The organism is Streptomyces chiangmaiensis, from assembly GCF_036281785.1.
GTDB classification, from domain to species: Bacteria; Actinomycetota; Actinomycetes; order Streptomycetales; family Streptomycetaceae; genus Streptomyces; species Streptomyces chiangmaiensis.
Genome location: NZ_JAYWVC010000017.1, coordinates 31754 through 55552 on the forward strand (window position 1 = coordinate 31754; position 23799 = coordinate 55552).

A 23799-nucleotide genomic window follows, 5' to 3' on the forward strand; every position below is an offset into this window, starting at 1 on the left:
GGAAGGTCATGGCCGTGCTCCCGAGCCGCCCGGGACACGGGTCAGTGGTTGCCGCCCAGCCCGTGGCGCCACAGCCGGTGCACGTGGGCGCCGAGCGCGGCCGCGATCAGGACGCCGCCCGCGACCAGCGATTGCCCTCCGGGGCCGTCCCGGGTCACGGTGAAGGAGACGTTCCAGGGCTTCTCACGGTCGCCGGACGTCACCGGGCACCTGCCGTCGACACCCCACTCCGCGTCGGGCCCCGCCGCTTCGGCGATGCCACTGGCGGTGCCACCGACCGGAATCCGGGCAGTACCCGTGTACAGCACGGCGTTCGGGCTCCTGGCCCGCATGCCGGTTCCGTCGCCGGCTCCGTAGCCGTCGGCCCGGGTCAGCCGGACCTTGCCCTCCTCGAAGGTGCGAGAGGCGGCGTCGATGAACTCGGGCAGAGTGCTGCCGGCGGCGGCGCAGGACACCGAGACGGTGACCAGTCCGCCGGGTGCGACCGACCGCGGGGTGATGTGCGCGGCGGGGTCGGCGGACGCGGGTGCGGCGACGGCGCCCAGGGCGGCACCGGCCACGGCGGCGGACAGGACACGGGCACTGCAGCGCATGCGGCGGACTCCTTCGGCCGGATTCCTCCGGGGCACGACGGCGTGCCCTCGAAAGCCCATGACAGCCCGCCCGGCCGCGACCCGCGCGCGGCCGGACCCCATTCGCGCTACCGGGGCAGCCGGGCGGGTGACGAAGGCCGCCGCACGGGATCCGGCCGCGTCCCCCTCGTCCTCGAGGCGGCACACGGCCGGATCACGGCCCCGCCGGTGCGGCCCGCGGACCCGAAGGCCTTCGGCGGTGACGTCTGGGTGCTCGCCTTCGGTCCGCGGACCTCAGGCGGCGTCCCGCATGACCTGCTCCCGGAGCTGGTTGCAGCAGCGACTGATGAGCCGGGAGACGTGCATCTGGGAGATACCGAGCCGTTCGGCGATGACGCTCTGGGTCATGTCGTCGAAGAACCGCATGCGGAGGATGGCGCGATCGCGTTCGGGCAGCGCCCGCAGCCGGGGCTTGACGGCCTCGCGATCGACGACGGTGTCCAGCGCGGGGTCGGGCGAGCCGAGGGAGTCGCCGAGCGAATAGCCGTCCTCGCTGCCCGGCAGTTCGGCGTCCAGCGAGAGCGCCGTGAAGCTCTCCAGGGCCTCCAGTCCCACCAGCACGTCCTCCTCGGCCATCTTGGCGTGCTCGGCGATCTCGGCGACGGTGGGCCTGCGGCCCGAAGTGGTCTGTGACAGGTCCTCGCAGGCCGACCTCACCCGATGACGCAGGTCCTGGACGCGGCGAGGCACATGCAGGGTCCACATGTGGTCGCGGAAGTGCCGCTTGATCTCTCCGGTGACGGTGGGCACGGCATAGCTCTCGAAGGTGTGACCGCGCTCGGGGTCGTAGCGGTCGACGGCCTTGACCAGGCCGAGCGCCGCGACCTGGCGCAGGTCCTCATGGCTCTCGCCGCGGCTGCGGTAGCGGCCCGCGAGCCGTTCGGCCATGGGCAGCCAGGCCTCGACGATCTCTTCGCGGAGAGCGTCGTGCTCGGGGCCAGGGGGGAGCGTGGCGAGCCTGCGGAAGGCCTCCGCCGTGTCCGGGGCGTCGTCATGGGGGTGGTGCTTCATGCTCGCTCGGTTCTGCATGGTGGGTCGCAACTCCCTTTGCTGGTGCCTGGGGTGGACGGTCACCGTGGGAGGGCATGCGGGCCGGACGGGCACACCCGTGGCGGGTCTTGATCGCTCCCACGGACGTGCCTCCTGTCCGAAGCACTGAGCTGCGCCTGCCCTGGCGCCTGGACGGCAAACACCCACATGCCCGAGGGAGCCACGGAGCGTTTCGAAGGGGCGCGCGATCCTCCGCGCGCGCTCCGTAAGGTTGCGAGTACCGACCGCGCACCCCGCCGGCCCACCGCCCCGCGATCCGATCCCGCCCGGGGCCGGCTCACGGTGGGTTCACGGCCGCCCTGCTCGGATGTGGAGCCCTGTCACGGGCCCTTCTGGATCCCGGAGGTCTCCTCCACGGCTCCGACCAGCCCCGCCCGGCATGGCTGACCAGCACGTCGATCGGCCGAAGCAGTCGAGCACGGCGGGCGACCGCCGCCTCTGCCTGCTCGGGGTCGGTCTCCGCCAGGCACGGCCGCCTGCCGTGACTCCGTGTCGATCGCGGCCCACCGGGTACGCGAGGGGCCACCCCGAAGATCTGGAGGGAGTCATGCAGCGAGGCAGTGACCGGCTGAATGTCCACCGTGACGACGAGATGAAACACCAACTGCAGGGTCTGCTCCGGTCCGGTCACCCGACCAGGACCGAGGAGTGGTACGACCCCGAGCCGATCGCCGACGACGACCCGGCGGTCTGGCGCGGAGCGGTGGTGCCCGGCGACCCCCGGACGGCCCTGGAGGCCGCCCGTCTGGAGCTGGCCCGGTATCTCGGGCGCGGCAACTTCCCCGCGACCCCGGGCGACGTGATCCGCATCCTTCGGAACAAGAACGCGCCCGCCCCCCTGCTCGAAGCGGTGGAGCGGCTTCCCCGCCCGGCCCGCTACGCCAACGCGGAGGCGCTCGCCGAAGCCGTCGTTCGGCGATAGGCCGTCGCGCGGAAGGCATCGGCGCCCGGCTCAGGGGTACGCGGGCGTCGTCCCGCCGACGCAGCACCCGCTCCGGCCGGCGCCGGCCGCCGCGACGGACCGCCGAGGGATCCGGCCCAGCCGTTGATCACGAGGTCGATGGGCCGATCGCGCCGGGCGGCGCCGGGCACGGGGCGAGGGGGCGGCGAGCGACGAGGCCCACTGGCACGCGCACGAAGAGAAAGGACACTGACCGTTATGCGTATCGCGTTCCTGACCGCGCCCGAAGGCGTCGAACAGGTGGAACTCACCGACCCCTGGCAGGCCCTGACCGAGGCCGGCCACGAACCGGTCCTGGTGTCGACGAGGACGGGACACATCCAGGCGTTCGACCACTTGGACAAGGCGGACACGTTCCCGGTGGACGTGATGGTCGGCCAGGTGCAGGCCGAGTCCTTCGACGGGCTGGTGCTGCCGGGAGGCGTGGCCAACCCCGACTTCCTGCGGATGGACGAACGGGCCGTGGAGTTCGTGCGGTCCTTCTTCGCCCAGGGCCGTCCGGTGGCGGCGATCTGCCATGCGCCGTGGACGCTGGTCGAGGCGGACGTCGTACGGGGCCGCACCCTGACGTCGTGGCCGAGCCTTCGCACGGACATCACCAACGCGGGTGGCACCTGGGTGGACGAGCAGGTGAGGATCGACCAGGGTGTCAACAAGCTGATCACCAGCCGCAAGCCGGCCGATCTCAAGGCGTTCGACGAGGCGATTCTGACCGAGTTCGCCGCGTAGATCCGACCGGGTTCGCCGCGTGGAGGAGTTCACCGCGGGGTGCGGCTTCAGACGGAGACCGAGTCCTCCGCTCCGGACACCGAAGGTGATGCACGGCAGTCGACCGGCCGGCGCGGACGCCCCTGACCGGGCACGGCGCCGTCCGGCCCCGCCGCACCGAGGGCCGCGGCATGTGCCCGGTGTCAGCGGGCGGGGTTCACCCGTTCGGGCTCCGTGCTTCCGAGTTCCGTCAGGGCCGTCCCCCGGTCCCGTTCCCGGGCCCCGTCCCGCGTCCGGCTCGCGGCGATCACGCGGCGCGGATGGCGGAGCAGGTACTCACCCTCCAACTGCGCCATGCGGTCGTTGTGCGCCCGCAGGGCGTCGTTCGAGCCGTACAGCAGCGTGTCGTGCCGCGTGCGGTGGATCGTCTCCAGCTCCTTCATGAGCTGCTGGTCGGTCAGCCGGCCCGGGTCGACTCCGGTCATGGTGATACCCCGCTCGTCGTGTTCCTCGGTGCGGTCCGGGTACCCGCCCGGACAAAGCAATACCCCGAGCGGCATCCGGGAGGGAGCCATGGATCTCGCCTATCTCCATCCACTGTACGAACATCCCGGACCCTGGGCCTCCGTGTACGTGGACACCTCCCGGCACATCGAGTCGACCCCCCACGAGCGCACCCTGACCGCTCAGACACTGGCCCGTGACCTGGAGTGGCAGGGCGCGGACGAGCAAACGTGCCGGGCGGTGCGGAACGCCGTCGAGGAGCTGGCCCACTTCCCCGAGCCCCACGGCAGGGCATTGTTCGCGCGGGCGGGCGAGGTGGTCCTGGACCCGCCGCTGGCCGCCGTCCCGGGCGGTTCCTCGGCTTCCTGGGCGTCCCTGCCGCACACGGCACCACTGCTCGACCTGGCCAATGAGGAGCCGGTGTGCGTAGTGGCGTACATCGACCGCAAGGGCGCCGAATTCGAGCTGCGCGGGGCACTGGGCAGCAAAGAGGCCGGGAAGGCGACCGGGCAGGGTTGGCCGCTGCACCGTACGACCACCGGGGACTGGTCGGTGCGCCACTTCCAGCTGCGGGTGGAGAACATCTGGGAGCACAACGCTGCGGAGATCGCGGACGCGCTCGCGGTCTGCCAGGAGGAGACGGGCGCCGACCTGGTGATCCTGGTCGGTGAACAGCGTGAGCGGCGCTCCGTGCACGAGCGGCTGCCGAACCGGCTCCAGGACCGGGTCGCCGAGGCATCGCACGGCCCGGGCAGCCGGCTGCTGGACGAGAACGTGGAGCGGATCCGCGCCGCGCACGTGCGTGCCCGGGCGGCCGAGGAGCTGGAGCGCTTCCTCGCGGCCCGCGCACCGGACGACGAGGGGCGGTCACGGGCGGTCGAGGGCGTGCCGGCGGTGGTCGAGGCGGCTCGCGAACACTGTATCGACGAACTCCTGATCAATCCGGACGGCTCCGACACACGCCGCAAGGTGTGGATCGGAGGGGACCCCGACCAGGTCGCGGTGCGCCGCGGCGACCTCACGGGGCTGGGCGAGCGACACCCCGAGCAGGCCCGGGCGGACGACGCGCTGCTGCGTGCCGTGGTGGAGACGGGGGCCGCGGCGATCTCGGTGCCGACCACACCGCCGGGTGAGGCGCCGGAAGGCGGTGTGGGGGCGTTGCTGCGCTGGGCGTAGCAGGCGAGCCGTCTCCCCCGGCCACCCCTCAGCGCGCCCGCTCCACCCTGCGCTCGTCCCATACCGGTTCCGCGGTCTCGCGGATCCGGCCGTCGCTGCCGAAGACCAGGTAGCGGTCGAAGGAGCGGGCGAACCAGCGGTCGTGGGTGACCGCGAGGACCGTGCCCTCGAACGCCTCCAGCCCCTTCTGAAGTGCCTTTGCGGACTCCAGGTCCAGGTTGTCGGTCGGCTCGTCGAGCAGCAGGGCCGTGGCGCCCTCCAGCTCCAACAGCAGGATCTGAAAGCGGGCCTGCTGCCCTCCCGACAGCCGGTCGAAGTGCTGCTCGGCCTGCGCGGTCAGCTCATAGCGGCGCAGCCGGGACATCGCCGCGCCCCGGTCCTGAGCGTGCTCACGCCACAGGATGTCGAGGAGCGTACGGCCCTCGAGCTCGGGATGTGCATGCGTCTGGGCGAAGTGCCCGGGCACGACGCGCGCCCCGAGCCGCCATGCCCCCGTGTGCGCGACGTCGCCACCCGCGAGCAGCCGCAGGAAGTGCGACTTGCCGGAGCCGTTGGAACCGAGGACCGCGACGCGCTCGCCGTAGAAGACCTCCAGGTCGAAGGGTTTCATCAGGCCGGTCAGCTCCAGGCCCGCACAGGTGACGGCGCGGACGCCGGTACGGCCGCCCTTGAGACGCATCCTGATGTCCTGCTCGCGCGGCGGCTCGGGCGGCGGCCCGGCCTCCTCGAACTTCCGCAGCCGGGTCTGCGCGGCCTGGTAGCGGGACGCCAGCTCACGGCTGATGCTCGCGGCCTGACGCAGATTCAGCACCAGCTTCTTCAGCTGCGCGTGCTTCTCGTCCCACCGTCTGCGCAGCTCCTCGAATCGGGCGAAGCGTTCCCGCCGGGCCTCGTCGTACGTGGCGAATCCGCCGCCGTGCACCCAGGCGTCGGCTCCCGCGGGGCTCGGTTCCAAAGACACGATCCGCTGTGCGGCGCGGGCCAGCAGCTCCCGGTCGTGGGAGACGAACAGCACGGTCTTGCGGGTCTCCTCGAGCCGCTCCTCCAGCCAGCGTTTGCCGGGCACATCGAGGTAGTTGTCGGGCTCGTCCAGGAGCAGCACCTCATCGGTGCCACGCAGCAGCGCCTCGAGGACGAGCCGTTTCTGCTCGCCGCCGGAGAGGGTGCGGACCTGGCGCCACTGCGCCTTCTCGTACGGGACGCCAAGAGCCGCCGTGGTGCACATGTCCCAGAGCGTCTCGGCCTCGTAGCCGCGGACCTCGGCCCAGTCGGAGAGGGCCTGTGCGTACTGGAGTTGAGCGGCCTCGTCGTCGACCGTCATGACGGCGAGCTCGGCGGCGTCGACGGCGCGGGCGGCCTCGCGGATGCGGGGCGGAGCGACCGAGGCGAGCAGGTCCCGCACGGTCGTCTCGTCCCGTACGGACCCCACGAACTGCCGCATGACCCCGAGCCCCCCGCTCGTGGTGACCGTCCCGCCGTGCGGCTTCAGCTCGCCCGAGAGCAGCCGCAGCAACGTGGTCTTCCCGGCCCCGTTGGGCCCGACGAGCGCGACGACCGCCCCGTCGCCGACCCGGAAGGACACGTCGCCGAGCAACGCCCTCCCGTCCGGCAGGTAGTACTCGAGGTGTGCGGCTTCCAGGTGTCCCATGCGGCGCATTGTGGGCGGGCGCGCGGGCGCCGGGCAATCGGTTATCGCTCCGGCGGCGGCTCCGGCAGGGTTCGTCCTTCTCGGGGTACCCGCGTTTCCATGGCCCCAGATGTCGGCCTCACCAAGCGTCCGCCGAGCCCGCATCCGGCCTCTCCCGCTCGGCTGACCATCCTCTCGCGTCCATATCGCAAGACAGAAGTCTCACCATGCGACATGAGCGCCTACCGTGTCGCGTATCGCCCGGCGGCGCGGCCGCCGGGTCCGTACGGCGAGAAGGGGAAGGTCATGTCGAAGGAGACGGCCGTCTACACACACGGCCACCACGAGTCCGTGCTGCGCTCGCACACCTGGCGGACCGCCGCCAACTCCGCGGCGTATCTCCTCGACTCGCTCAAACCGCACATGAAGATCCTGGACATCGGCTGCGGTCCGGGCACCATCACCGCGGACCTGGCGGAACTGGTCCCCGACGGCCATGTCACGGGCGTGGACCGGGCGGCGGGCGTCCTGGAACAGGCCCGGGCCACGGCCGCCGCGCGCGGCCTGGTCAACGTCGACTTCGCGGTCGCGGACGTGCATGCGCTGGAGTACCCGGACGACACGTTCTGCGTGGTCCACGCCCATCAGGTGCTCCAGCACGTGGGCGACCCGGTGCAGGCGCTGCGCGAGATCCACCGGGTGACCAGGCCGGGCGGCTTCATCGCCGTCCGCGACGCCGACTATGCGGCGATGAGCTGGTATCCGGCGTCCGAGGGCCTTGACGACTGGCTGGACCTCTACCGGCGGGTCGCGCGGGCCAACGGCGGCGAGCCGGACGCCGGACGACGCCTGAAGTCATGGGCGCTGAGCGCCGGCATCGGGGACGTCACCGCCTCCTCGGGCACGTGGACCTTCGCCACCGAGGAGGAGCGAGCCTGGTGGAGCGGGTTGTGGGCAGACCGCACCCTCGCCTCGGCGTACGCGGACCGGGCCGTCGAAGGAGGTCATGCGACGCCCGAGCGGCTACGGGCCGTTGCGGACGCCTGGCGGGAATGGGGACGGCACGAGGACGGCTGGTTCGCGGTACTTCACGGGGAGATTCTTTGCCGAAAGGACGTCTGATCCGCACAGTTCGGGAACCCCGCTGAGCAGGAGGTACACAAAATGGTTCCTGTCCTGCTGGTTCTTCTGCTCGCCCTGATTCTCTTGGGCGCCTGATTCGCGGTAAGACTGCTGTGGTGGATCGCCCTTGCGGTCCTCGTGATCCGGCTCCTCGGACTCCGGCCGAGTGCGGCACCCCCGGGGCGGCGATCCCGCTCCTGCTGCTCCTCGGTCGGCTCCCCGGTGTCGAACCGGCGCACCGCTTGTGCCGCTTCATCAGCAGGCGGAGCAGTTCGACGACCCGGTGAAGGAGTAGGCCGCCCAGGGACCGGTGAGTTCGACCCGCATTCCCGGGGTGTCGTCCTCGGCACGGTCCACCAGTTCCACGAATTCCTCGGAGCGTGCCCTCGGCACCAGATAGCTGGCATTGAGCACATTGCGTCCACAGGCTCCCGAGAGCGACGCGTTCTGCGGGGCGTGCAATCGGGAGTCCTCCGCGTACCCGGAGAGCCTTTCATGCAGTCGGCGCGCGAATTCGTCGGCCTTCTGCCACCTCTCCTGGTGTGCAACGGTGCGCGTGCGGCGCTGCCGCAGACAGTCCCGTCCGGAGGCCGGCCTCGCCGCGGGGCGTCCGTCCTCCTTCGCCTCCTGCTCCGCCTCCTCCTCGACGTAGACCTTCACACCCCACTCCACACGGCCCTCGAGCCGCTCCAAGGCGCGCCGGAAATCCTCCTCGCGCTCCTCGATCATCACGCGGACGCCGCTGTCGTCACGGAACACCGTGCCGAGCCGCAGGGGCAGTGGGGTGGTGACGCCGGTGAGGGCGTCGATGACGTTCTGATGGGCGCGGTCCGTGGCGGTGCGCCACTCCAGGTCCTCCAGATGCTCCTTGAGCGGCTCCTCGGCGAAGTCCGCCTCGGGGACGAGACTGAGGACCGCGATGAGGCCGTGGTGCTCCAACTGCCGGGCGGGGATGCCGGCCACCCCCGTCAGCTGGGCCTGCAGGGGCGCGCTGAGGGGGCGGCAGACGGCGTAGACGTACCGCAGCGCCGTCACGGCGGCTCCTTCCTGTGACGCGCGGCCTCGAGCTCCTCCGCCTCACGGTCGGCGTCGAGGCGTTCGAGACGGGCGCGCAACTCGACGGTGAGGAGTTCGATGTCGAGCAGATGGATCCGGACGTCGCCGACGATCACTGTGCCCTTGTCGAGAATCCGTTCACCGCACGACGGCTTCCTCCACCAGCAGCCGGGCCGCGGCCGCGATCGACTCGGCGTCGATGCCGGCGGCGTGCAGCTGCTCGGCGGGGGTCGCCGAACCGGGCATCGTACGGACGGCGAGGCGCAGCAGGCGGGGGACGGGACGCCCGTCGGTGAAGGCGTCGAGGACCGCGTCACCGAGGCCTCCCTCCTCGCGGTGGTCCTCGACGGTGAGCAGGCAGCCGGTGCGCTCGGCGGCCTCGCGCAGGGTGACGCGGTCGACGGGCTTGACCGAGTAGAGGTCGATCACCCGCACCCGAATGCCCTGGTCGGCGAGGGTGTCGGCCGCCTTCAGCGCCTCGTGGAGGGTGACGCCGGCCGCGACGACGGTGAGCCGGTCCTCCGCGGAGGCACGCAGCACCTTGCTGCCGCCGATCGGGAACTCCTCGGTCGGCCCGTAGATGACCGGTGACTTCCCGCGCGAGGTGCGCAGATACCGAATGCCCTCCAGGCCGGCCGTCGAGGCGACCAGCCTCGCGGTCTGGTTGGCGTCGCACGGGTACAGCACGGTCGAGTCGTACACCGAGCGCATCATGGCAAGGTCCTCGAGGCCCATCTGGGAGGGTCCGTCCTCACCGATGGCACAACCCGCGTGCGACCCGACGAGATTGACACCGGCACCACCGATCGAGGCCATGCGGATGAAATCGTGGGCACGGGTGAAGAAGGCGGCGAACGTCGCGGCGTACGGCACCCAGCCGCGCACCGCCATCCCCACGGCGACCCCGACCATCAGCTGTTCGGCGATGTAGCACTCGAAGTAGCGCTCGGGATGCTCCTTGTGGAAGTACTCGGCGCGTGTGGAGTCGCCGACCTCGCCGTCGATGGCGACGACGTCTCCGCGGGCATGGCCGAGCGCGGCGAGCGCCTGGCCGTAGGCGTCACGGGTGGGTACCTCGTCGCCGATGTCGTAGCGCGGCAGGTCCAGGTGCCCGCCCTGCACGGCGTGCAGCATCCGGGCCGCGGGCGGCGACTGCACCTCGACGCGCAGGTCCCGTACGCCGCCGAGTTCGGTGATCGCCTCGTCGGCGTCCGGCAGAGGCTTGCCGTGCATGCCCTCGCGGTCCTGGACGGCGGCGACGCCCTTGCCCTTGAGGGTGCGGGCCAGGACCACGGAGGGCTGTCCGGTAGTGGACCGGACCTCGCCGAAGGCGCGCTCGACGGCGTCGACGTCGTGCCCGTCGACCTCCACGGTGTGCCAGCCGAAGGCCTTGAAGCGGCGCGCGTACGCGTCCAGATCGTGGCCGTGGCGCGTGGGCCCGCGCTGGCCCAGCCGGTTGACGTCGACGATCACGATCAGGTTGTCCAGGTGCTCGTACGCGGCGTGCTCGACGGCCTCCCAGACGGAGCCCTCGGCCAGTTCGCTGTCACCGCACAGCACCCACACCCGGTATCCGGTGTGGTCGAGCCGCTTTCCGGCCAGGGCGATGCCGACGCCGACGGGCAGCCCCTGGCCGAGCGAGCCGGTCGCCGTCTCCACCCAGGGCAGCCGGCGGGGCGTGGGATGGCCCTCCAGACGGCTGCCGAGCTTGCGGAAGGTCAGCAGCTCCGTCTCGTTGATGGCTCCCGCCGCCTTGTAGGCGGCGTACAGCAGCGGGGAGGCGTGCCCCTTGGAGAGAACGAACCGGTCGTTGCCGGGGTGCGCGGGGCGATCGAAGTCGTAGCGCAGGTGGTTCGCCAGCAGGATGGCCATCAGGTCCGCGGCGGACATCGACGAGGTGGGGTGCCCGGAGCCGGCCGCGGCGGCGGCGCGGACGCTGTCGACGCGCAACTGCTGGGCCAGTTCGTGGAGCTGACGGGTATTCATGAGTTCTCCTTCGTCCCATGCGGAAGGTCGGGGCCTCCGGGTACACGGGCCAGTTCGGGCGAGGCCGACTCCAGCGGCACGGACCAGGAGCGGACCAGCCCCAACTGGACTCCCTGGCGCGGCAGTACGGCTTCCAGAAGCCAGTCGGCCGCGACCCGGACCCGGTTGCCGGGCATGGCGGCGAGGTGGTATCCGCGGGTGACGGCCCCGGCGAGCGGCCCGGACATCGGGATGCCGAGGGGATTGGCGGCGGCCTGCGCCCCGCCGAGGTCCACGACGAAGCCCAGGTCGCGGTGGCGGTACACGCGCCGGGAGCCGATACCGAGGGAGGCGGCGACGTTGCGGGCGCAGACCTTCCCGTGCCGCCAGGCGTGCTGCGCGGTCATCGGCGTGTACCGGCCCGGCTTCTCAAGGTCGGGTACGGCGGCCGCGTCCCCGCAGGCGAACACCTCGGGATGGCCCGGGACCTGGAGATACGGGTCCACGAGCAGGCGTCCCCGCTCCAGAGGGCGGTCGATGCTCTCGACGAGCGGATCGGGGCGTACGCCGACGCACCACACCAGTGTGCGGGTCGCGACGAACTCCCCGTCGGTCAGCAGGACTCCGTCGTGCGTCGCCTCCTTCACAGAGATCCCCATCCGCACATCGACCCCACGCCGCCGCAGCACGCGGTCGGCGGTGCGGGAGAGCCGCTCGTCCATCTCCGGCAGTACGCGGGGCGCGATGTCCAGCAGCAGCCAGCGTGGCCGCATCCCCTGGCGCAGTGACTGCTCGCGCACAAGCGCGTCGGTGAACAGCAGGCCCTGCGCGGCGACCTCGGTTCCGGTGTAGCCGGCGCCGACCACCACGAAGGTACAGCGGGCGGAGCAGCGCTCGGGGTCCTCGGCCGCGGCGGCCAACTCGATCTGCCGGGTCACGTGGTCCCGCAGGTACAGCGCCTCCGGCAGCCCGCGGAAACCGTGGGCGTACGCGGAGACGCCGGGGATGGGCAACAGCTTGTTGACGCTGCCGACGGCCAGCACCAGCCGGTCGTAGCCGAGTGTGCCGCCCTGGCCCTCGGGGTCGGTGCAGTGCACGGTGCGCGCGTCGAGATCGATGCCGTCGGCCTCGCCGAGCACCAGCCGGACATGGCGCAGGGTGCCCGAGAGCGAGACCGTGACGCGCCGCGGTTCCAGGATGCCCGCGGCAACCTGGGGCAGCAGCGGGAGATACAGAAAGTAGTCGGTCGGGTTCAGCAGGGTGATGTCGGCCGCGTGCCGGGTCAGTCGGAACAGAGTGCGGGCCGTCTGGTATCCGGCGAATCCGGCACCGACGATCAGGATGCGGGGTCGACTCACGATTCGCCTCCGGCGTGGTCGCGCGTACGTCGTCTGCCTCGGGCTGGCGGGCGCACTGATGCCACCCGTACGAGACCTTCCGCGTCCCCCCGGTCGGGGTGCCCAAACGCCGTGGGCCGGACGATTCGCGCCCGGCACCGCGTTTGTCCGGCCGGGTACCGGCGCGATGGTGCTCCGTGCGGAGGCCCGCCACGACGGAGTCCGGCTGCGCCCAGGTCCTTGCCCAGGTGATCCAGATGATCCGAGCGAATCATGCCCGCCGGGTACCCGGACACGGCCGCGGGTAACGCCGTGCACGCGGCCTCGCACGCTCCGTGCCCCGACGGGCGGGAACGTGCGATCCGTCGGAAACGATCTCCTTCGCGCCCGGCCCCAACTAGGCTCGGGCGCATGGAGATTCTGGGAGCCACGCTGCGGATATGCGTCGACGACCTGGAGGCTTCGGTCCCGTTCTACGAGAGACTCGCGGGCGGTCCCGCCCTCCGCTTCGAGCGCGGCGGAGTCTCGGTGGCCGCGGTCGGATGCTTCCTGCTGATGAGCGGGCCGGAGTCCGAGCTCGAGATCCTGCGCAAGGTCACGGCGACGATCGCGGTGAAGGACGTCGACGAGGCGCACCGGGTCCTCACCGACTCCGGCGCCCACGTCCTGGCGGGCCCGGTGGCCACACCGGTCGGCCGCAGCCTGATCGCCGTGCACCCCGACGGTTCCGTGTACGAGTACGTGGACCGCCGGCCGGCCGCCTGACGGCCGGCGGCGTCACACAAGGCCCGCGGCGCCGGGTTCACCGGGACGCATCCGGAAGTCGTACCGCGCCGGCAGCGGCTCGTCGGTGAGCTCGGCCCAGAGCTCGCTGATCGTCTCGGCACCCTCCCGAAGGTCTGCGACCTCGAACCCGGCGTCGAAGACGGACCGGGCACCCGCCCGGTCGCCCTCCGCGAGCAGCAGCCGAGCCCCGAGCAGCCGGAAGCGGCCTCGTTCACGCGTCGCGGGATGCAGCCGGTGCCACACCGCGCGCGCCTCCGTCACGCGGTTCACGGCCAGCAGCGCCTCGAGCGTCTCGCGGCCGAGCGCCGCCGTGGCGGCCGTCCAGCTCTCGCCGTCGTCGCGTCGCTCCCGGCACAGGTCGTCGAATGCCTCGGCGTAGCGGTCGGCGGCGCGTTCCCGGTTTCCGGCCTCCTGGTCGGCCACGGCGAGGCAGCGCAGCAACGGCCAGAGCGACGGGGCGAGTTCGAGGGCGCGCTCCCAACTGCGCACCGCCTGTGCCCGGTCGCCCGCATGCCACTGGGCCACTCCGAGGTGGTACTCCGTCAGCGGCCGTGCCGGCGCGGTCTCCAGCATGTCCCGCCAGTGCGGCGCCACCAGCGTCTCCCCCGGCGGCCCGACCCGCCGTGGCTCGGGGAAGGAGCCGGTCAGCAGCAACTCCCGCCATGGCGCCTGCGCCTCGCCGAGCATGGCCTCCTCGAACGGCGTGCCCGGCAGCTTGCCACCGGACCGCAGCACCTCGAGCGCGCCCCAGCCGGAGCCGGCGGCGAGCATCTCACCGGGTTCCGCGTCCGCGTACGGCCGCCACTCCTCGTACGCGGCGTCGACCACCGCGTGCGGCAGGACGGCGTCGAGCCGGGCCTCGGCCCCGCGCACCACTGCGGTCCACTCCCCCTCCCGCTCCGCATCGAGCGGCCCGTACGCCTCCAGCCACGACACCTCGCTCCCGGCCTCCAGCCGCACATGCTCCAGTTGGGTGCGGGCGAGCCCGGCCTGGATCTCGCAGTAGCCGCCGGTGTCCGGCTCGGTGAGCCACTCCTGCCAACGGCGCCCGCCGGTGCCCGTGCCCCACACGAAGAGCTTGCGGCCGCGCAGCACAGCGGTCGACGTCTGCACCAGCCCGTGGCCGTCCTCGCCGAGCGCGGCGATCCAGCGGCGCCGGCCGTCGGGCACCTCGTAGAAGTAGTCGGCGGGATAGGTGCTGTTCAGGGGGTAGGTGCGGTCGACACCGTCGTACTCCGGCACCGGCACCCTGTGCAGCCGGCGTTCGTAGCCGAAGCGGTAGGCCTCCTCGGCGGGCGCCAGCACCCGGCACTCCTCCGGCACGGCGATGTTGGACCACCAGTAGGTCGGCACCGGCCTCTGGTGCGGATTGCGGATCCGGACGCCGACATACAGGAAGTCGGAACCCTCCGGCAGCCAGAGGTCGACCTGGAACGGCAGATCACGCAGGCGCTCCCACTCCCACAGGCGCAGCATCTCCCCGCCGTCGGGCGCCGTGACACGGGCCGCGTGCAGGGGCGAGCAGGAGAGAGTGGTGTGACCCGTGGCACCGATGTTCCACTCGATGCCCCCGGAGAACCAGGCGCCGTTGAGCGCGAAGCAGGCGGGCTGGAACACCGGGTTGCGGTACAGCAGTTCACGGCCCGTCGGCTTGTGGAACAGCGACGCTATCCGTCCCCCGAGGCCGGGCAGGACGGTGGCGCGCAACCGGTCGTTCTCGATCACGAGGGTCTCGATGTCCCTGGGTGCGCGCGCTCTGCCGTAACCGTCCCTCACGCGCACGGGCAACAGGCCGCGCAGCGGCTCCCAGCCGATCTGCCGGGCCATGTCGCGCGGCAGGTCCTCCCTGTCGCGGTCCTCGATGCGGTGCACCTCGTCGAGTGGCCGCAGCGGGGGCAGTGGATTGTCCGGTCCCAGCGCCGCGGTGGGCACCGTCAGTGCGTCCCGTCGTATCGTCGTCACGATCACCATGGAACCCGCCCGGCGGCGAGCCGACCAGGGGCCCTGCCGGTCAGGTTTCCGCAAAGGCGGACACACCGGTCTCCGCCAGGCACAGGAGGCTCATCCTGCGTCACCTGCCGAACGGCGGGAAGCGACCATCTCGGCCGTGATCGCCCAGCGTTCGTGGTCCCGCCAGGCCCCGTCGATGTAGAGCATGTCCGGTGAGAAGCCCTCGAGACGGAACCCGCAGCGCCGTGCCAAGGCGATCGAGGCGGCGTTGCCGGGCTGAACGTTGATCTCCAGCCGGTGCAGGCCCATGGGCCCGAAGGCATACCGCACCACGAGGTCCAGGGCCTCCGTCATCAGCCCCCGACCGGCGGCGTGTGCGAAGGCGCCGTACCCCAGTGCCCCGCACAGGAAGCCGCCTTCGACGATGTTGTTGATGTTGATGAACCCGGCGATACTCCCGCTGTCCTTCTCGCACACCAGGAACCCCGCCCTCGTCGGGTCCTCGATCAGCCGTCCCGCGTAGGCGGCGTACGCCTCGGCACTGATCGGCAGGAACAGCCACGGATGGTGCTGGTCCTTGCTCTCCCGCGCCCGTGCGGTGAACTCGACCGCGTCGTCGTGGGTGAAGTGGCGTATGCCCACGCGGGGACCTTCGGCGAGATATCCATGGATGTCAGGCACCTCGACACCCTACGCGAACCCGGTTCGGCCACTGCCTGCCCCGGTGCATCGCACCGCTCGTCCCGTTCCTTCCGGAGGTCTTCGCGCTCATACCACCAGGATGAACGGCGGGGCCGGGCGCCGTCCGGCCCGTGGGGGCCGGACGGGTGACCGCTCCGGAAGGCCGCCTTGCCGGCGCCCGCTAGGCGAGAGCCGGTTCGTCCAGCGTCAGCGTTCCCGCCTCCGCGTCCAACTCGGCGCCGACGCCGAACGGGATCGTCAGCGCACCCTCACCATGCCCGAATCCGAATTCCTCCACGACCGGCACCTTGAGTCCGCCGAGCCGATCGGTGAGTACGGTGCGCAGCAGCTCGTACGGTCCGCACTGCTCCCACGAGCCGAGCGCGATCCCGGCGACCCCGTCGAGCCAGCCCGAGCGCAGCAACTGGGTGAGGATGCGGTCGATCCGATATGCCTCCTCGCCGACGTCCTCGATCATCAGCAGCCCTCCCCGGGCGCCGGACCGGGCGTGCGGGGTCCCCAGTTCGGAGGCGAGCAGGCTCAGACAGCCGCCCAGGGTGATGCCGCGGGCGCGGCCCGGCACGAGCGCCGCGCCCGGCGACGCGATGGTCCGCACGGACTCCGGCTCAAACAGCGTCGCACGCAGATGCTCCTGCGCCCGCGCGTTCTTGAGGAAGTCGGCGGCGGACACCATCGGCCCGTGCAGGGTGACCAGGCCGAGGCGGGTCGCGCATGCCTCGTGCAGCGCGGTGATGTCGCTGAAACCGACGAGCACCTTGGGCCCGGCGGCCCGCAGCGCGTCCCAGTCGAGCAGCTCGACCATGCGCTGCCCCCCGTACCCGCCGCGGGCGCACAGCACCGCGGACACGTCCGGGTCGCACCAGGCGGCCTGGAAGTCGGCGGCGCGGGCGGCGTCCGTGCCCGCGAGATAGGGGAAGTCCGGGTGCCGGTCGAGGACGTGCGGGGCCACGACCGGGTCCAGTTCCCAGGCGCGCAGGATGTCCAGCCCGGCGGCGAGCCGCTCCTCGGGCACGGGCCCGCTCGGCGCGACGACGGCCACACGGGCACCGGGGACGAGTCTGGGCGGCCGTACGAGAGGTGTCACCTGCTGAGCTCCAGTTCGGGGATGCCGGGTGGGTTCAGCCCGAGGACCTGCGCGTACAGCGACAGCTCGGCCTCCAGGGCCCGCACCATGGTTTCCGCCCGCCGAAAGCCGTGCCCCTCGCCCTCGAAAGCGATGTAGGCGTGCGGGATCGACCGCCCCGCGAGTCGGGCCAGGAACCGCTCGCACTGCACGGGCGGGCAGATGGCGTCGTCCAGCCCCTGCAGCAACAGGAAGGGCGCGGTGATCCGGTCGGCATGCTCCAGGGGCGACCGCTCGGCGTACCGGGCGGGCACCTGCGCGTACGGCCCGACGAGCGTCTCCAGATACCGCGACTCGAAGTCGTGGGTCTCCCCGCTGCCCCAGTTCGCCAGGTCGAGAACGGGGTAGATGATCGTGCCGCAGGCGTACACGTCGGTCGTCGTCAGGGACACGGCCGTGGTCCAGCCGCCCGCGCTGCCGCCGCGCACGGCGAGCCGGTCACGGTCCGCGGTGCCCTCGTCGGCGAGGGCGAGCGCGACGGCCGCGCAGTCCTCGACGTCGACGACGCCCCACTGCTCGCGCAGGCTGTTGCGGTACTCCCGTCCGTATCCGGTGGAGCCGCCGTAGTTCACCTCGGCGACGCCGATGCCGCGCGAGGTGAAGTAGGCGATCTCCAGGTCGAGGACGAGAGCGGCACGACTGGTCGGCCCGCCGTGCGCCCACAGCACGTACGGCGGCAGCTCGTCGGTGGGCGCGCGGTGCACCGGGTGGTGGGGCGGATAGATGTGCGCGTGGATCTCGCGGCCGCCCGGCCCGGTGAAGGTGCGGATCTGCGGTTCCGGGTAGTACGCCGGATCCACCGGGTCCTTGTGGGCGGCGCCGATGACACGGGCGGGCCCGGCGGGGGTCCCCGAGTGCGCGCTCTTTCGGTCGTGCGGGCGGGAGTCCAGCTCGATGACCTCGTAGGAGCTGCGCGGACTGGCGCCGACGGCGACGACGCGGCTGCCGTGCGCGGCGAGCGTGGCGGCGAACTCGGTCCAGGGCCCGGCCGCGTCGACCACCTCGCCGCTCTCCGGGTCGAGGATCCCGAGTCGGCCTGCGCCCCGGCCGTGCACGACGGCGATCAGCCCGTTCTCCAGTGGGGCGAACCAGCGCAGTCCGACCTTCCACAACGGCCCGGCGAACTCCTCCTCACGGGGGCACAGCGGCTCGCCGTCGCGGTACAGGTTCCACCAGCCGGTGCGGTCACTGGCGTACAGCAGGGAGCCGTCGGGCGCCCACTCGGCCTGGGCGATCGACTCCTCGGGGCCGCCGGCGACGGTGCGCGGCTCCCGGAGGGTCCCGTCGTCGGCCACCTCGGCGACGATCAGCTCGGTGCCGTCCCACGGCATGCGCGGATGGTCCCAGGCGAGCCAGACCGCGCGCCGCCCGTCCGGCGAGAGGCGGGGCCCGGTGACGAACCGGTGGCGCGCGTGGTTCAGTTCACGCACGGCACCGCGGTCGTGTGCCGCGGAACCGTCCAGCGGTACGGCGACGGCCACCCGCCGCACGTCCGTCGGCGCGTCGCCGGTGAACTCCTCCAGGACGCACCAGACTTCACCGCGATCCAGGTGCAGCTGCGGGTCGACCCAGCGCAGTCCGCCGCCCACCGGTGACAGAGGGCTGAGTGGGCGCGGCTCGGCACCGGTGGCCGCGGGCTCGTACGCGTACAGCCGCTGATCCGCGAAGTTCACGAACACCACCAGCGGCCCCTCGGGGCCCGACACCCCGGTCCAGGGCCTGCCGCCGTACTCCATGACCCGGCTGCGCACGTTCCACGGCGGGGGCAGCACCGACTCCTCCGTGCCGTCCGCCGTGCGGCGCACGAGCGTGCGGCGGCCGCCCTCGGTGGGGCGCGGTTCGGTCCACCACGCCTCCTCGCCCACGAAGCCCACCGCCTCGGGCTGTCCGTCGTGCGCGGCGGCGAGCGCCGCGTCGATGACCGAGGGCCATGCGCCGTACGGCAGTGTCCGTTCCATCTCCCCCACCTTCATCAGGCCGTGCGCAGAAAACGATCGAGGACGCGGACGCCGAAGTGCAGCGCCTCGACGGGCACCCGCTCGTCGACACCGTGGAACAGCGCCTGGTAGTCGAAGCCTTCGGGGAGCTTCAGGGGCGCGAATCCGTATCCGGTGATGCCGAGGCGCGAGAACTGCTTGGCGTCCGTGCCGCCCGACATGCAGTACGGGACCACGTGCCCCTCGGGCGCGAACTCCTCCACGGCGGCGCGCATCCGGGCGTACGTCGGCGAGTCCAACGGCGCCTGGAGGGCGACCTCGCGGTGGTGGAACTCCCAGTCCACGTCCGGACCGGTGAGCTCGTCGAGCGTCGTACGGAACTCGTCCTCGCCGCCCGGGAGATAGCGTCCGTCGACGTATGCGACGGCCTCGCCCGGGATCACGTTGATCTTGTATCCGGCGTCGAGCATGGTCGGGTTGGCGCTGTTGCGCACGGTCGGTGCGACGAGGGCCGCGGCAGGGCCGAGCTTGTCCAGCAGGCCGTCCACGTCGTCGAGGTCGGCGTCGAGCCCGTAGAGCGCGGCGAGTTCGGTGAGCGCCGCGCGCGCCGTCGGCGTCAGTCTGAGGGGCCACTCGTGTGCGCCGATGCGAGCGACGGCCGCGGCGAGCCGGGTGACCGCGTTGTCGCGGTTGATCTTGGAGCCGTGGCCAGCCCGGCCGCGCGCGGTGAGCTTGAGCCAGCCCGTGCCGCGCTCGCCCGCCGCGATCGGGTAGATCTGCCGTCCGGCGCCGTCGTGGAAGGTGAACGCCCCGGACTCGCTGATGCCCTCGGTGCATCCTTCGAAGAGGTCGGCGTGCCGGTCGGCGAGGAAGCCGGAGCCGTCCTGCGCGCTCGCCTCCTCGTCGGCGGTGAACGCGATGACGAGGTCGCGGCGCGGCCGTACGCCCGAACGCGCCCAGGCCCGTGCCACCGCCAGGATCATCGCGTCCATGTTCTTCATGTCGACCGCGCCCCGGCCCCAGACGACGCCGTCGCGGACCTCGCCGGAGAACGGGTGCACGCTCCAGTCGGCGGCCTCGGCGGGGACCACGTCGAGATGGCCGTGCACGAGCAGGGCGTCGGCGGAGGGGTCGGTGCCCTCGATACGGGCGACGACGTTCGTCCGGCCCTCGGTGCGCTCCAGCAGGGTGGGCTCCAACCCGGCCCCGGCCAGCTCCGCGGCCGCGTACTCGGCGGCGGGCCGCTCCCGGCAGTCGCCGCCGCCGCGGTTGGTGGTGTCGATGCGGATGAGGTCGGAGGTGAAGCGCACGACCTCCTCGAGTGCCTGCTCGTCAGCCATACTGCTCCTCCACCGCAGCCGAGACGATCGTGGTGACCGCCTTGAAGGTACGGATCCCCTCGTACATGCTCTCGCTCGTGTAGGCCACCTTCCGCTCGCCGACGCGGTCCACGCCCGGCACGACGGTGGCGGCCATCGCCAGGTGCTCCGCGTCGAACTCCAGCGCCACGGTGAACGGACCACCCATGACCGGTTCGTGACGCTCCGCCAGCAAGGACGCCTCCTTGGCGGCCGCGCGGATGTCGGTGGCGGTCCTGGTCGGAGTGCGGCACACGGCCGCATACCGCGAGACATGGTCCTTCACGGCGACCTTGAGCGCCTCCGGCGCGTACCCGAGCGCGTCCTCGCAGGCCACGTCGTCGCCGGTGACGAGGACGACGGGCACGCCGTACTCGGCGACGACGTGCGCGTTCAGCAGGCCCTCGCTGGCGCGGACGTCGTTCAGCCAGACCCCCGTGATCGAGTTGGCGAGGTATGTGTGCGCCAGCACTCCCTCCATGCCGGCGCCGGCGTGGTAGCCGATGAACGCGATGCCGTCCACGTCCCCGTGTTGTACGCCCTCCACCATGGACAGGGACTTGTGCCGTCCGGTGAGCATCTGCGCCCGCTCGTCCAGCCGCTCGAGGAGCAGATTGCGCATACTCCAGTGGGCCTCGTTGATGAGCACCTCGTCGGCGCCGCCGTCGAAGAAGCCGAGCACGGCCGCGTTCACGTCCGAGGTGAACATGGCCCGGCACCGCTCCCACTGCGGCGTCCCGGGCAGCACGTCGGCCGGCCAGGTCACACCGGTGGCGCCCTCCATGTCGGCGCTGATGAGGATCTTCATGGCAGGCAACTTACGCGCTCGTGACGATGCGTGACCAGCCCTGTGGAAAAGTGTCCTGCCATGGCCGCCCGGCTGCCCTGATCCCCCTGGTGAACGTCGTGCGCGGCCGGTCCTGGACGCGGCCGGGCACGACGGACGGGTTCAGCGGTACAGCGCGGGACGCTCGATCAGTTCGACCTCCGTGCGGCGCCCCTCGCTCTGGGCGCGCACCCCCGCCTCGCAGACCGCCGCCGCGGCATAACCGTCCCAGACGCTCGGACCGGTGACCTCGCCGCGCCGGGTGGCGTCGACCCATGCCTGCACCTCACGGTCGTATGCCTCCGCGAAGCGCTCCACGAAGTCCTGAGCGATGGTCCCGCCCCAGCGCCCTTCGGCGTTGGTGACCATGGCGTGCTCGTCGCCGATCCGGGCGGTGCCGCGCTCGCAGACCGCCTCGGCCTGCACCTGGTACCCGAAACCGCAGTTGACGAAGATCTCGACGTCGACGAGGGCGCCGCCGTCGGTCTCGAAGACCACGAACTGCGGGTCGGCGAGCCCCTCCGGGGCGACGTTTGACGGGGTCGGGCGCAGTACCGTGACCGCCGTGATCTCCTGGCCGAGCAGCCAGCGCGTGACGTCCATCTCGTGCACGACCGAGTCGTTGATGAGCATCGCGTCGGTGAAGCCGGGCGGGCTGGCCGCGTTGCGGTGCCGGTTGTGCAGCATCAGCGGCCGGCCCAGCCGGCCGCCGTCCAGCAGCGTCTTGAGCTTGACGTACTCGGCGTCGTAGCGCCGCATGAAGCCGACCTGCACACGCCGGTGACCCAGTCTCTGCTCGGCCTCGAGCACCCTGAGCGCGGAGGCCGCGTCGGGCGTGAGCGGCTTCTCGCACAGCACCGGCAGGTCGCGTTCGATGGCCGCGAGCAGCACCGACTCGTGCGCGGGACCGGGCGAGGCGATCAGTACCGCGTCGACGTCGTCGGCGGCAATCGCCGCCGTGGGTTCGGTGTAGGCGGTGCAGCCCTCGACGCCGGCCGCGACGCTCTTGGCCCGTTCCGCGTCGACGTCCACGACCGCGGACACCCGGGCCCCGCTGATCACCTCGCTGATGCGGCGCACATGGTCGGCGCCCATCCGCCCTGTGCCGATGACGGCGACTCCGAGCGTTCCACGCTGAGACATGGTGGTGGTTCGTCCCTTCGGTGGTCAGGCGCCGCAGGAGCGGAGGAACTTGCGGGTGCGTACGGCGATGGGCAGCGGCTTGTCGGGCTCGCAGGGGTACATGTCCTGCTCGACGATGGCGAAGAGGTCGACGCCGAGTTCCTGGGCGGCGGCGAGGACGGGCTCGAGGGCGGGCACGCCCGTCGGGGGCTCGCACATCACGCCGCGCTGCACGGCGGGCCCGAAGGGCACGCCGTTCTCGACGACGTCGGCGAGGATCTCCGGGTCCACCTGCTTGAGGTGCAGATAGCCGATGCGCTCGCCGTAGGTCTCGATGAGCTTGACGCTGTCGCCGCCGCAGTAGGCGTAGTGCCCGGTGTCCAGGCAGAGGTTGACGAGGTCGGAGTCGGTGGAGTCGAGGAAGCGCTCGACGTGGGCCTCGGTGTCGATGTGGGTATCCGCATGCGGGTGGACCACGATGTCGAGGCCGAAGGTCTCCTTGACCTCGTGTCCGAGCCGTTCCATGCCCTTGGTGAGGTGCGCCCACTGCTCGGTGGTGAGCTCCGAGGGCTCGATGATCTCGGCGGTCTTGTCGTCCCGCCAGAAGGAGGGGATGACCACGAGGTGCTTCGCGCCCATCGCCTGGGTGAGGGCGGCGACCTGGCCGACGTGCTCCCAGGTGGACTCCCACACGGCCGGTCCGCGGTGCAGGGAGGTGAAGACCGTGCCGGCCGACACCTTCAGGCTCCGCTTGGCCACCTCGTCGGTCAGGCGTGCCGGGTCGGTCGGCAGGTAGCCGTACGGGCCGAGTTCGATCCAGGAGTAGCCGGCCTCGGCGACCTCGTCCAGGAAGCGTTCCCAGGGCACCTGCTGCGGGTCGTCCGGGAACCAGACGCCCCAGGAGTCCGGCGCCGAGCCGACTCGGATGCGGTCCAGGGCAGTGGTCATGTCAGGAGGTCCCTTCGGGTGTTGCTGCCACAGGCGCAGTGAGGTCTTCCGGTTCGGGGAGTTCCTCGACGTCGACGCCACTGACCTGGGCGAGTTCGTGCTTGAGGGCGGCGAGTTCGGCGCCGCCCGCCATGTGGTTGGTCAGCTCATCGAGGCTGACCTCGCTGCGGTCGGCGCTGAGTTCCAGGGTGCCGAGGCGCAGTACGTTGAAGTGGTCGCCGACCATGTAGGCGTGGTGGGGGTTGTGGGTGATGAAGATGACGCCGAGGCCGCGGTCGCGGGCGGCGGCGATGTACTTCAGTACGACACCGGACTGCTTGACCCCGAGCGCGGCCGTGGGCTCGTCGAGGATGAGGACGCGGGCGCCGAAGTAGACGGCGCGGGCGATGGCGACGCACTGGCGCTGGCCACCGGACAGCGTCCCGATGGGCTGCTCGAGGTCGTCCAGCACGATGCCCATGTTCCGCAGCTCTTCGTCCGCGGTCTTCTTCATCCGGGCGATGTCGAGACGGCGGATCGGCCAGGAACCCTTCGTCATCTCGGACCCGAGGAAGAAGTTGCGCCACACCGGCATGAGCGGCACGGTGGCCAGGTCCTGGTAGACCGTGGCGATGCCCCGGTCCAGGGCCTCGCGCGGGGTGCTGAAGCGCACCGGCTCGCCGTCGATGAGAAACTCGCCCTCGGTGTGCTGGTGCAAACCGGAGATGATCTTGATGAGGGTGGACTTGCCGGCACCGTTGTCGCCGAGGACGCAGGTGACCTTGCCGGGGTGGACGGCGAGGCTCACGCCGTGCAGGGCGCGGATGTTGCCGTACGACTTGCCCGTGCCGCGCAGTTCGACGATGGGGGTCTCGTCGGCCGGCGGGACCTTGCCGTTGTTCTTGCTGTGGTCAGCGGTCGTCATGGTGG

General features: G+C 71.6%; 22 protein-coding genes. 5 read left to right on the forward strand and 17 right to left on the reverse strand.

The window, feature by feature from the left end:
• Positions 1 to 41 precede the first annotated feature (41 nt).
• Positions 42 to 593 carry a hypothetical protein gene (locus tag VXC91_RS08265; protein ID WP_329506252.1) on the reverse strand — a complete coding sequence of 184 codons (552 nt, stop codon included), beginning with the start codon at positions 591 to 593 and terminating at the stop codon, positions 42 to 44.
• 273 nt (positions 594 to 866) lie between these two features.
• Entirely contained in the window at positions 867 to 1661 is a 795-nt protein-coding gene (locus tag VXC91_RS08270; protein ID WP_329506254.1) for an RNA polymerase sigma factor SigF, read from the reverse strand.
• Positions 1662 to 2229: 568 nt separating this feature from the next.
• Here VXC91_RS08270 and VXC91_RS08275 point away from each other — a divergent pair.
• Positions 2230 to 2604, forward strand: coding sequence for a DUF2795 domain-containing protein (locus VXC91_RS08275; RefSeq protein WP_329506256.1), 375 nt, complete (start codon positions 2230 to 2232; stop codon positions 2602 to 2604).
• A gap of 237 nt (positions 2605 to 2841) precedes the next feature.
• Positions 2842 to 3372 carry a type 1 glutamine amidotransferase domain-containing protein gene (locus tag VXC91_RS08280; RefSeq protein ID WP_329506257.1) on the forward strand — a complete coding sequence of 177 codons (531 nt, stop codon included), beginning with the start codon at positions 2842 to 2844 and terminating at the stop codon, positions 3370 to 3372.
• 182 nt (positions 3373 to 3554) lie between these two features.
• Here the strand turns inward: VXC91_RS08280 and VXC91_RS08285 are convergent, their stop codons facing one another.
• A complete protein-coding gene (locus tag VXC91_RS08285; protein ID WP_329506310.1) occupies positions 3555 to 3911 on the reverse strand; it encodes a DUF6158 family protein in 357 nt (118 codons plus the stop codon).
• 13 nt (positions 3912 to 3924) lie between these two features.
• Here VXC91_RS08285 and VXC91_RS08290 point away from each other — a divergent pair, with 13 nt between their 5' ends.
• Positions 3925 to 5031, forward strand: a complete 1107-nt coding sequence (locus VXC91_RS08290) for a baeRF2 domain-containing protein (protein ID WP_329506258.1) — start codon at positions 3925 to 3927, stop codon at positions 5029 to 5031.
• A gap of 28 nt (positions 5032 to 5059) precedes the next feature.
• Here VXC91_RS08290 and VXC91_RS08295 read toward each other — a convergent pair whose 3' ends face one another.
• Positions 5060 to 6679, reverse strand: a complete 1620-nt coding sequence (locus VXC91_RS08295; RefSeq protein WP_329506259.1) for an ATP-binding cassette domain-containing protein — start codon at positions 6677 to 6679, stop codon at positions 5060 to 5062.
• A 285-nt stretch (positions 6680 to 6964) separates the two neighbouring features.
• On the opposite strand from VXC91_RS08295, the gene VXC91_RS08300 reads away from it, so the two are divergent.
• Positions 6965 to 7780: a class I SAM-dependent methyltransferase gene (locus VXC91_RS08300; protein WP_329506312.1), complete on the forward strand. Its 816-nt coding sequence runs from the start codon at positions 6965 to 6967 to the stop codon at positions 7778 to 7780.
• A gap of 255 nt (positions 7781 to 8035) precedes the next feature.
• Here the strand turns inward: VXC91_RS08300 and VXC91_RS08305 are convergent, their stop codons facing one another.
• The 4 genes from VXC91_RS08305 to VXC91_RS08320 are packed head-to-tail and all read right to left on the reverse strand — an operon-like array spanning position 8036 to position 12159.
• On the reverse strand, positions 8036 to 8815 hold the full coding sequence (locus VXC91_RS08305; protein ID WP_329506260.1) for a GvpL/GvpF family gas vesicle protein: 780 nt from the start codon (positions 8813 to 8815) through the stop codon (positions 8036 to 8038).
• Complete coding sequence (gvpJ, locus tag VXC91_RS08310) at positions 8812 to 8970, reverse strand: gas vesicle protein GvpJ (protein WP_329506314.1); 159 nt, start codon at positions 8968 to 8970, stop codon at positions 8812 to 8814. Before gvpJ ends, VXC91_RS08305 begins: the two co-directional genes overlap by 4 nt.
• Before the next feature lie 4 nt (positions 8971 to 8974).
• On the reverse strand, positions 8975 to 10822 hold the full coding sequence (locus VXC91_RS08315; protein ID WP_329506261.1) for a transketolase: 1848 nt from the start codon (positions 10820 to 10822) through the stop codon (positions 8975 to 8977).
• Positions 10819 to 12159, reverse strand: coding sequence for an NAD(P)/FAD-dependent oxidoreductase (locus VXC91_RS08320; RefSeq protein WP_329506262.1), 1341 nt, complete (start codon positions 12157 to 12159; stop codon positions 10819 to 10821). The genes VXC91_RS08315 and VXC91_RS08320 overlap by 4 nt, the downstream gene beginning before the upstream one ends.
• 390 nt (positions 12160 to 12549) lie before the next feature.
• Between VXC91_RS08320 and VXC91_RS08325 the strand changes: the two genes are divergently transcribed.
• A complete protein-coding gene (locus VXC91_RS08325) occupies positions 12550 to 12903 on the forward strand; it encodes a VOC family protein (protein ID WP_329506263.1) in 354 nt (117 codons plus the stop codon).
• Between the two features lie 12 nt (positions 12904 to 12915).
• On the opposite strand, the gene VXC91_RS08330 is transcribed toward VXC91_RS08325, so the two are convergent.
• The 9 genes from VXC91_RS08330 to VXC91_RS08370 all read right to left on the reverse strand — a co-directional run bounded on the left by VXC91_RS08330 (position 12916) and on the right by VXC91_RS08370 (position 23794).
• Positions 12916 to 14895, reverse strand: coding sequence for a DUF5107 domain-containing protein (locus VXC91_RS08330; RefSeq protein ID WP_329506264.1), 1980 nt, complete (start codon positions 14893 to 14895; stop codon positions 12916 to 12918).
• A 90-nt stretch (positions 14896 to 14985) separates the two neighbouring features.
• Positions 14986 to 15555 (reverse strand): GNAT family N-acetyltransferase, encoded by a 570-nt coding sequence (locus VXC91_RS08335; RefSeq protein WP_329506265.1) that lies wholly within the window; start codon positions 15553 to 15555, stop codon positions 14986 to 14988.
• A gap of 181 nt (positions 15556 to 15736) precedes the next feature.
• Complete coding sequence (locus VXC91_RS08340) at positions 15737 to 16660, reverse strand: S66 peptidase family protein (protein WP_329506266.1); 924 nt, start codon at positions 16658 to 16660, stop codon at positions 15737 to 15739.
• Positions 16657 to 18657 carry a prolyl oligopeptidase family serine peptidase gene (locus tag VXC91_RS08345; RefSeq protein ID WP_329506267.1) on the reverse strand — a complete coding sequence of 667 codons (2001 nt, stop codon included), beginning with the start codon at positions 18655 to 18657 and terminating at the stop codon, positions 16657 to 16659. The genes VXC91_RS08340 and VXC91_RS08345 overlap by 4 nt, the downstream gene beginning before the upstream one ends.
• A 14-nt stretch (positions 18658 to 18671) precedes the next feature.
• Positions 18672 to 19976 (reverse strand): M20/M25/M40 family metallo-hydrolase, encoded by a 1305-nt coding sequence (locus VXC91_RS08350; protein ID WP_329506268.1) that lies wholly within the window; start codon positions 19974 to 19976, stop codon positions 18672 to 18674.
• Entirely contained in the window at positions 19969 to 20802 is an 834-nt protein-coding gene (locus tag VXC91_RS08355; protein ID WP_329506269.1) for a M55 family metallopeptidase, read from the reverse strand. Before VXC91_RS08355 ends, VXC91_RS08350 begins: the two co-directional genes overlap by 8 nt.
• Before the next feature lie 141 nt (positions 20803 to 20943).
• Positions 20944 to 21963 (reverse strand): Gfo/Idh/MocA family protein, encoded by a 1020-nt coding sequence (locus VXC91_RS08360; protein ID WP_329506270.1) that lies wholly within the window; start codon positions 21961 to 21963, stop codon positions 20944 to 20946.
• Positions 21964 to 21987: 24 nt separating this feature from the next.
• Complete coding sequence (locus VXC91_RS08365) at positions 21988 to 22890, reverse strand: sugar phosphate isomerase/epimerase family protein (protein WP_329506271.1); 903 nt, start codon at positions 22888 to 22890, stop codon at positions 21988 to 21990.
• Between the two features lies 1 nt (position 22891).
• Positions 22892 to 23794, reverse strand: coding sequence for an ATP-binding cassette domain-containing protein (locus VXC91_RS08370; RefSeq protein WP_329506272.1), 903 nt, complete (start codon positions 23792 to 23794; stop codon positions 22892 to 22894).
• Positions 23795 to 23799: the final 5 nt, after the last annotated feature.

Bases quoted from the DNA above. Each gene is read 5' to 3' on its own strand.
- VXC91_RS08280 (WP_329506257.1), top strand. From the start codon at position 2,842: ATGCGTATCGCGTTCCTGACCGCGCCCGAAGGCGTCGAACAGGTGGAA.
- VXC91_RS08370 (WP_329506272.1), bottom strand. From the start codon at position 23,794: ATGACGACCGCTGACCACAGCAAGAACAACGGCAAGGTCCCGCCGGCC.
- VXC91_RS08345 (WP_329506267.1), bottom strand. From the start codon at position 18,657: ATGGAACGGACACTGCCGTACGGCGCATGGCCCTCGGTCATCGACGCG.
- VXC91_RS08270 (WP_329506254.1), bottom strand. From the start codon at position 1,661: ATGCAGAACCGAGCGAGCATGAAGCACCACCCCCATGACGACGCCCCG.
- VXC91_RS08325 (WP_329506263.1), top strand. From the start codon at position 12,550: ATGGAGATTCTGGGAGCCACGCTGCGGATATGCGTCGACGACCTGGAG.
- VXC91_RS08355 (WP_329506269.1), bottom strand. From the start codon at position 20,802: ATGAAGATCCTCATCAGCGCCGACATGGAGGGCGCCACCGGTGTGACC.
- VXC91_RS08265 (WP_329506252.1), bottom strand. From the start codon at position 593: ATGCGCTGCAGTGCCCGTGTCCTGTCCGCCGCCGTGGCCGGTGCCGCC.
- VXC91_RS08315 (WP_329506261.1), bottom strand. From the start codon at position 10,822: ATGAATACCCGTCAGCTCCACGAACTGGCCCAGCAGTTGCGCGTCGAC.
- VXC91_RS08290 (WP_329506258.1), top strand. From the start codon at position 3,925: ATGGATCTCGCCTATCTCCATCCACTGTACGAACATCCCGGACCCTGG.
- VXC91_RS08330 (WP_329506264.1), bottom strand. From the start codon at position 14,895: ATGGTGATCGTGACGACGATACGACGGGACGCACTGACGGTGCCCACC.
- VXC91_RS08275 (WP_329506256.1), top strand. From the start codon at position 2,230: ATGCAGCGAGGCAGTGACCGGCTGAATGTCCACCGTGACGACGAGATG.
- VXC91_RS08360 (WP_329506270.1), bottom strand. From the start codon at position 21,963: ATGTCTCAGCGTGGAACGCTCGGAGTCGCCGTCATCGGCACAGGGCGG.
- VXC91_RS08350 (WP_329506268.1), bottom strand. From the start codon at position 19,976: ATGGCTGACGAGCAGGCACTCGAGGAGGTCGTGCGCTTCACCTCCGAC.
- VXC91_RS08295 (WP_329506259.1), bottom strand. From the start codon at position 6,679: ATGGGACACCTGGAAGCCGCACACCTCGAGTACTACCTGCCGGACGGG.
- VXC91_RS08365 (WP_329506271.1), bottom strand. From the start codon at position 22,890: ATGACCACTGCCCTGGACCGCATCCGAGTCGGCTCGGCGCCGGACTCC.
- VXC91_RS08300 (WP_329506312.1), top strand. From the start codon at position 6,965: ATGTCGAAGGAGACGGCCGTCTACACACACGGCCACCACGAGTCCGTG.
- VXC91_RS08285 (WP_329506310.1), bottom strand. From the start codon at position 3,911: ATGCCGCTCGGGGTATTGCTTTGTCCGGGCGGGTACCCGGACCGCACC.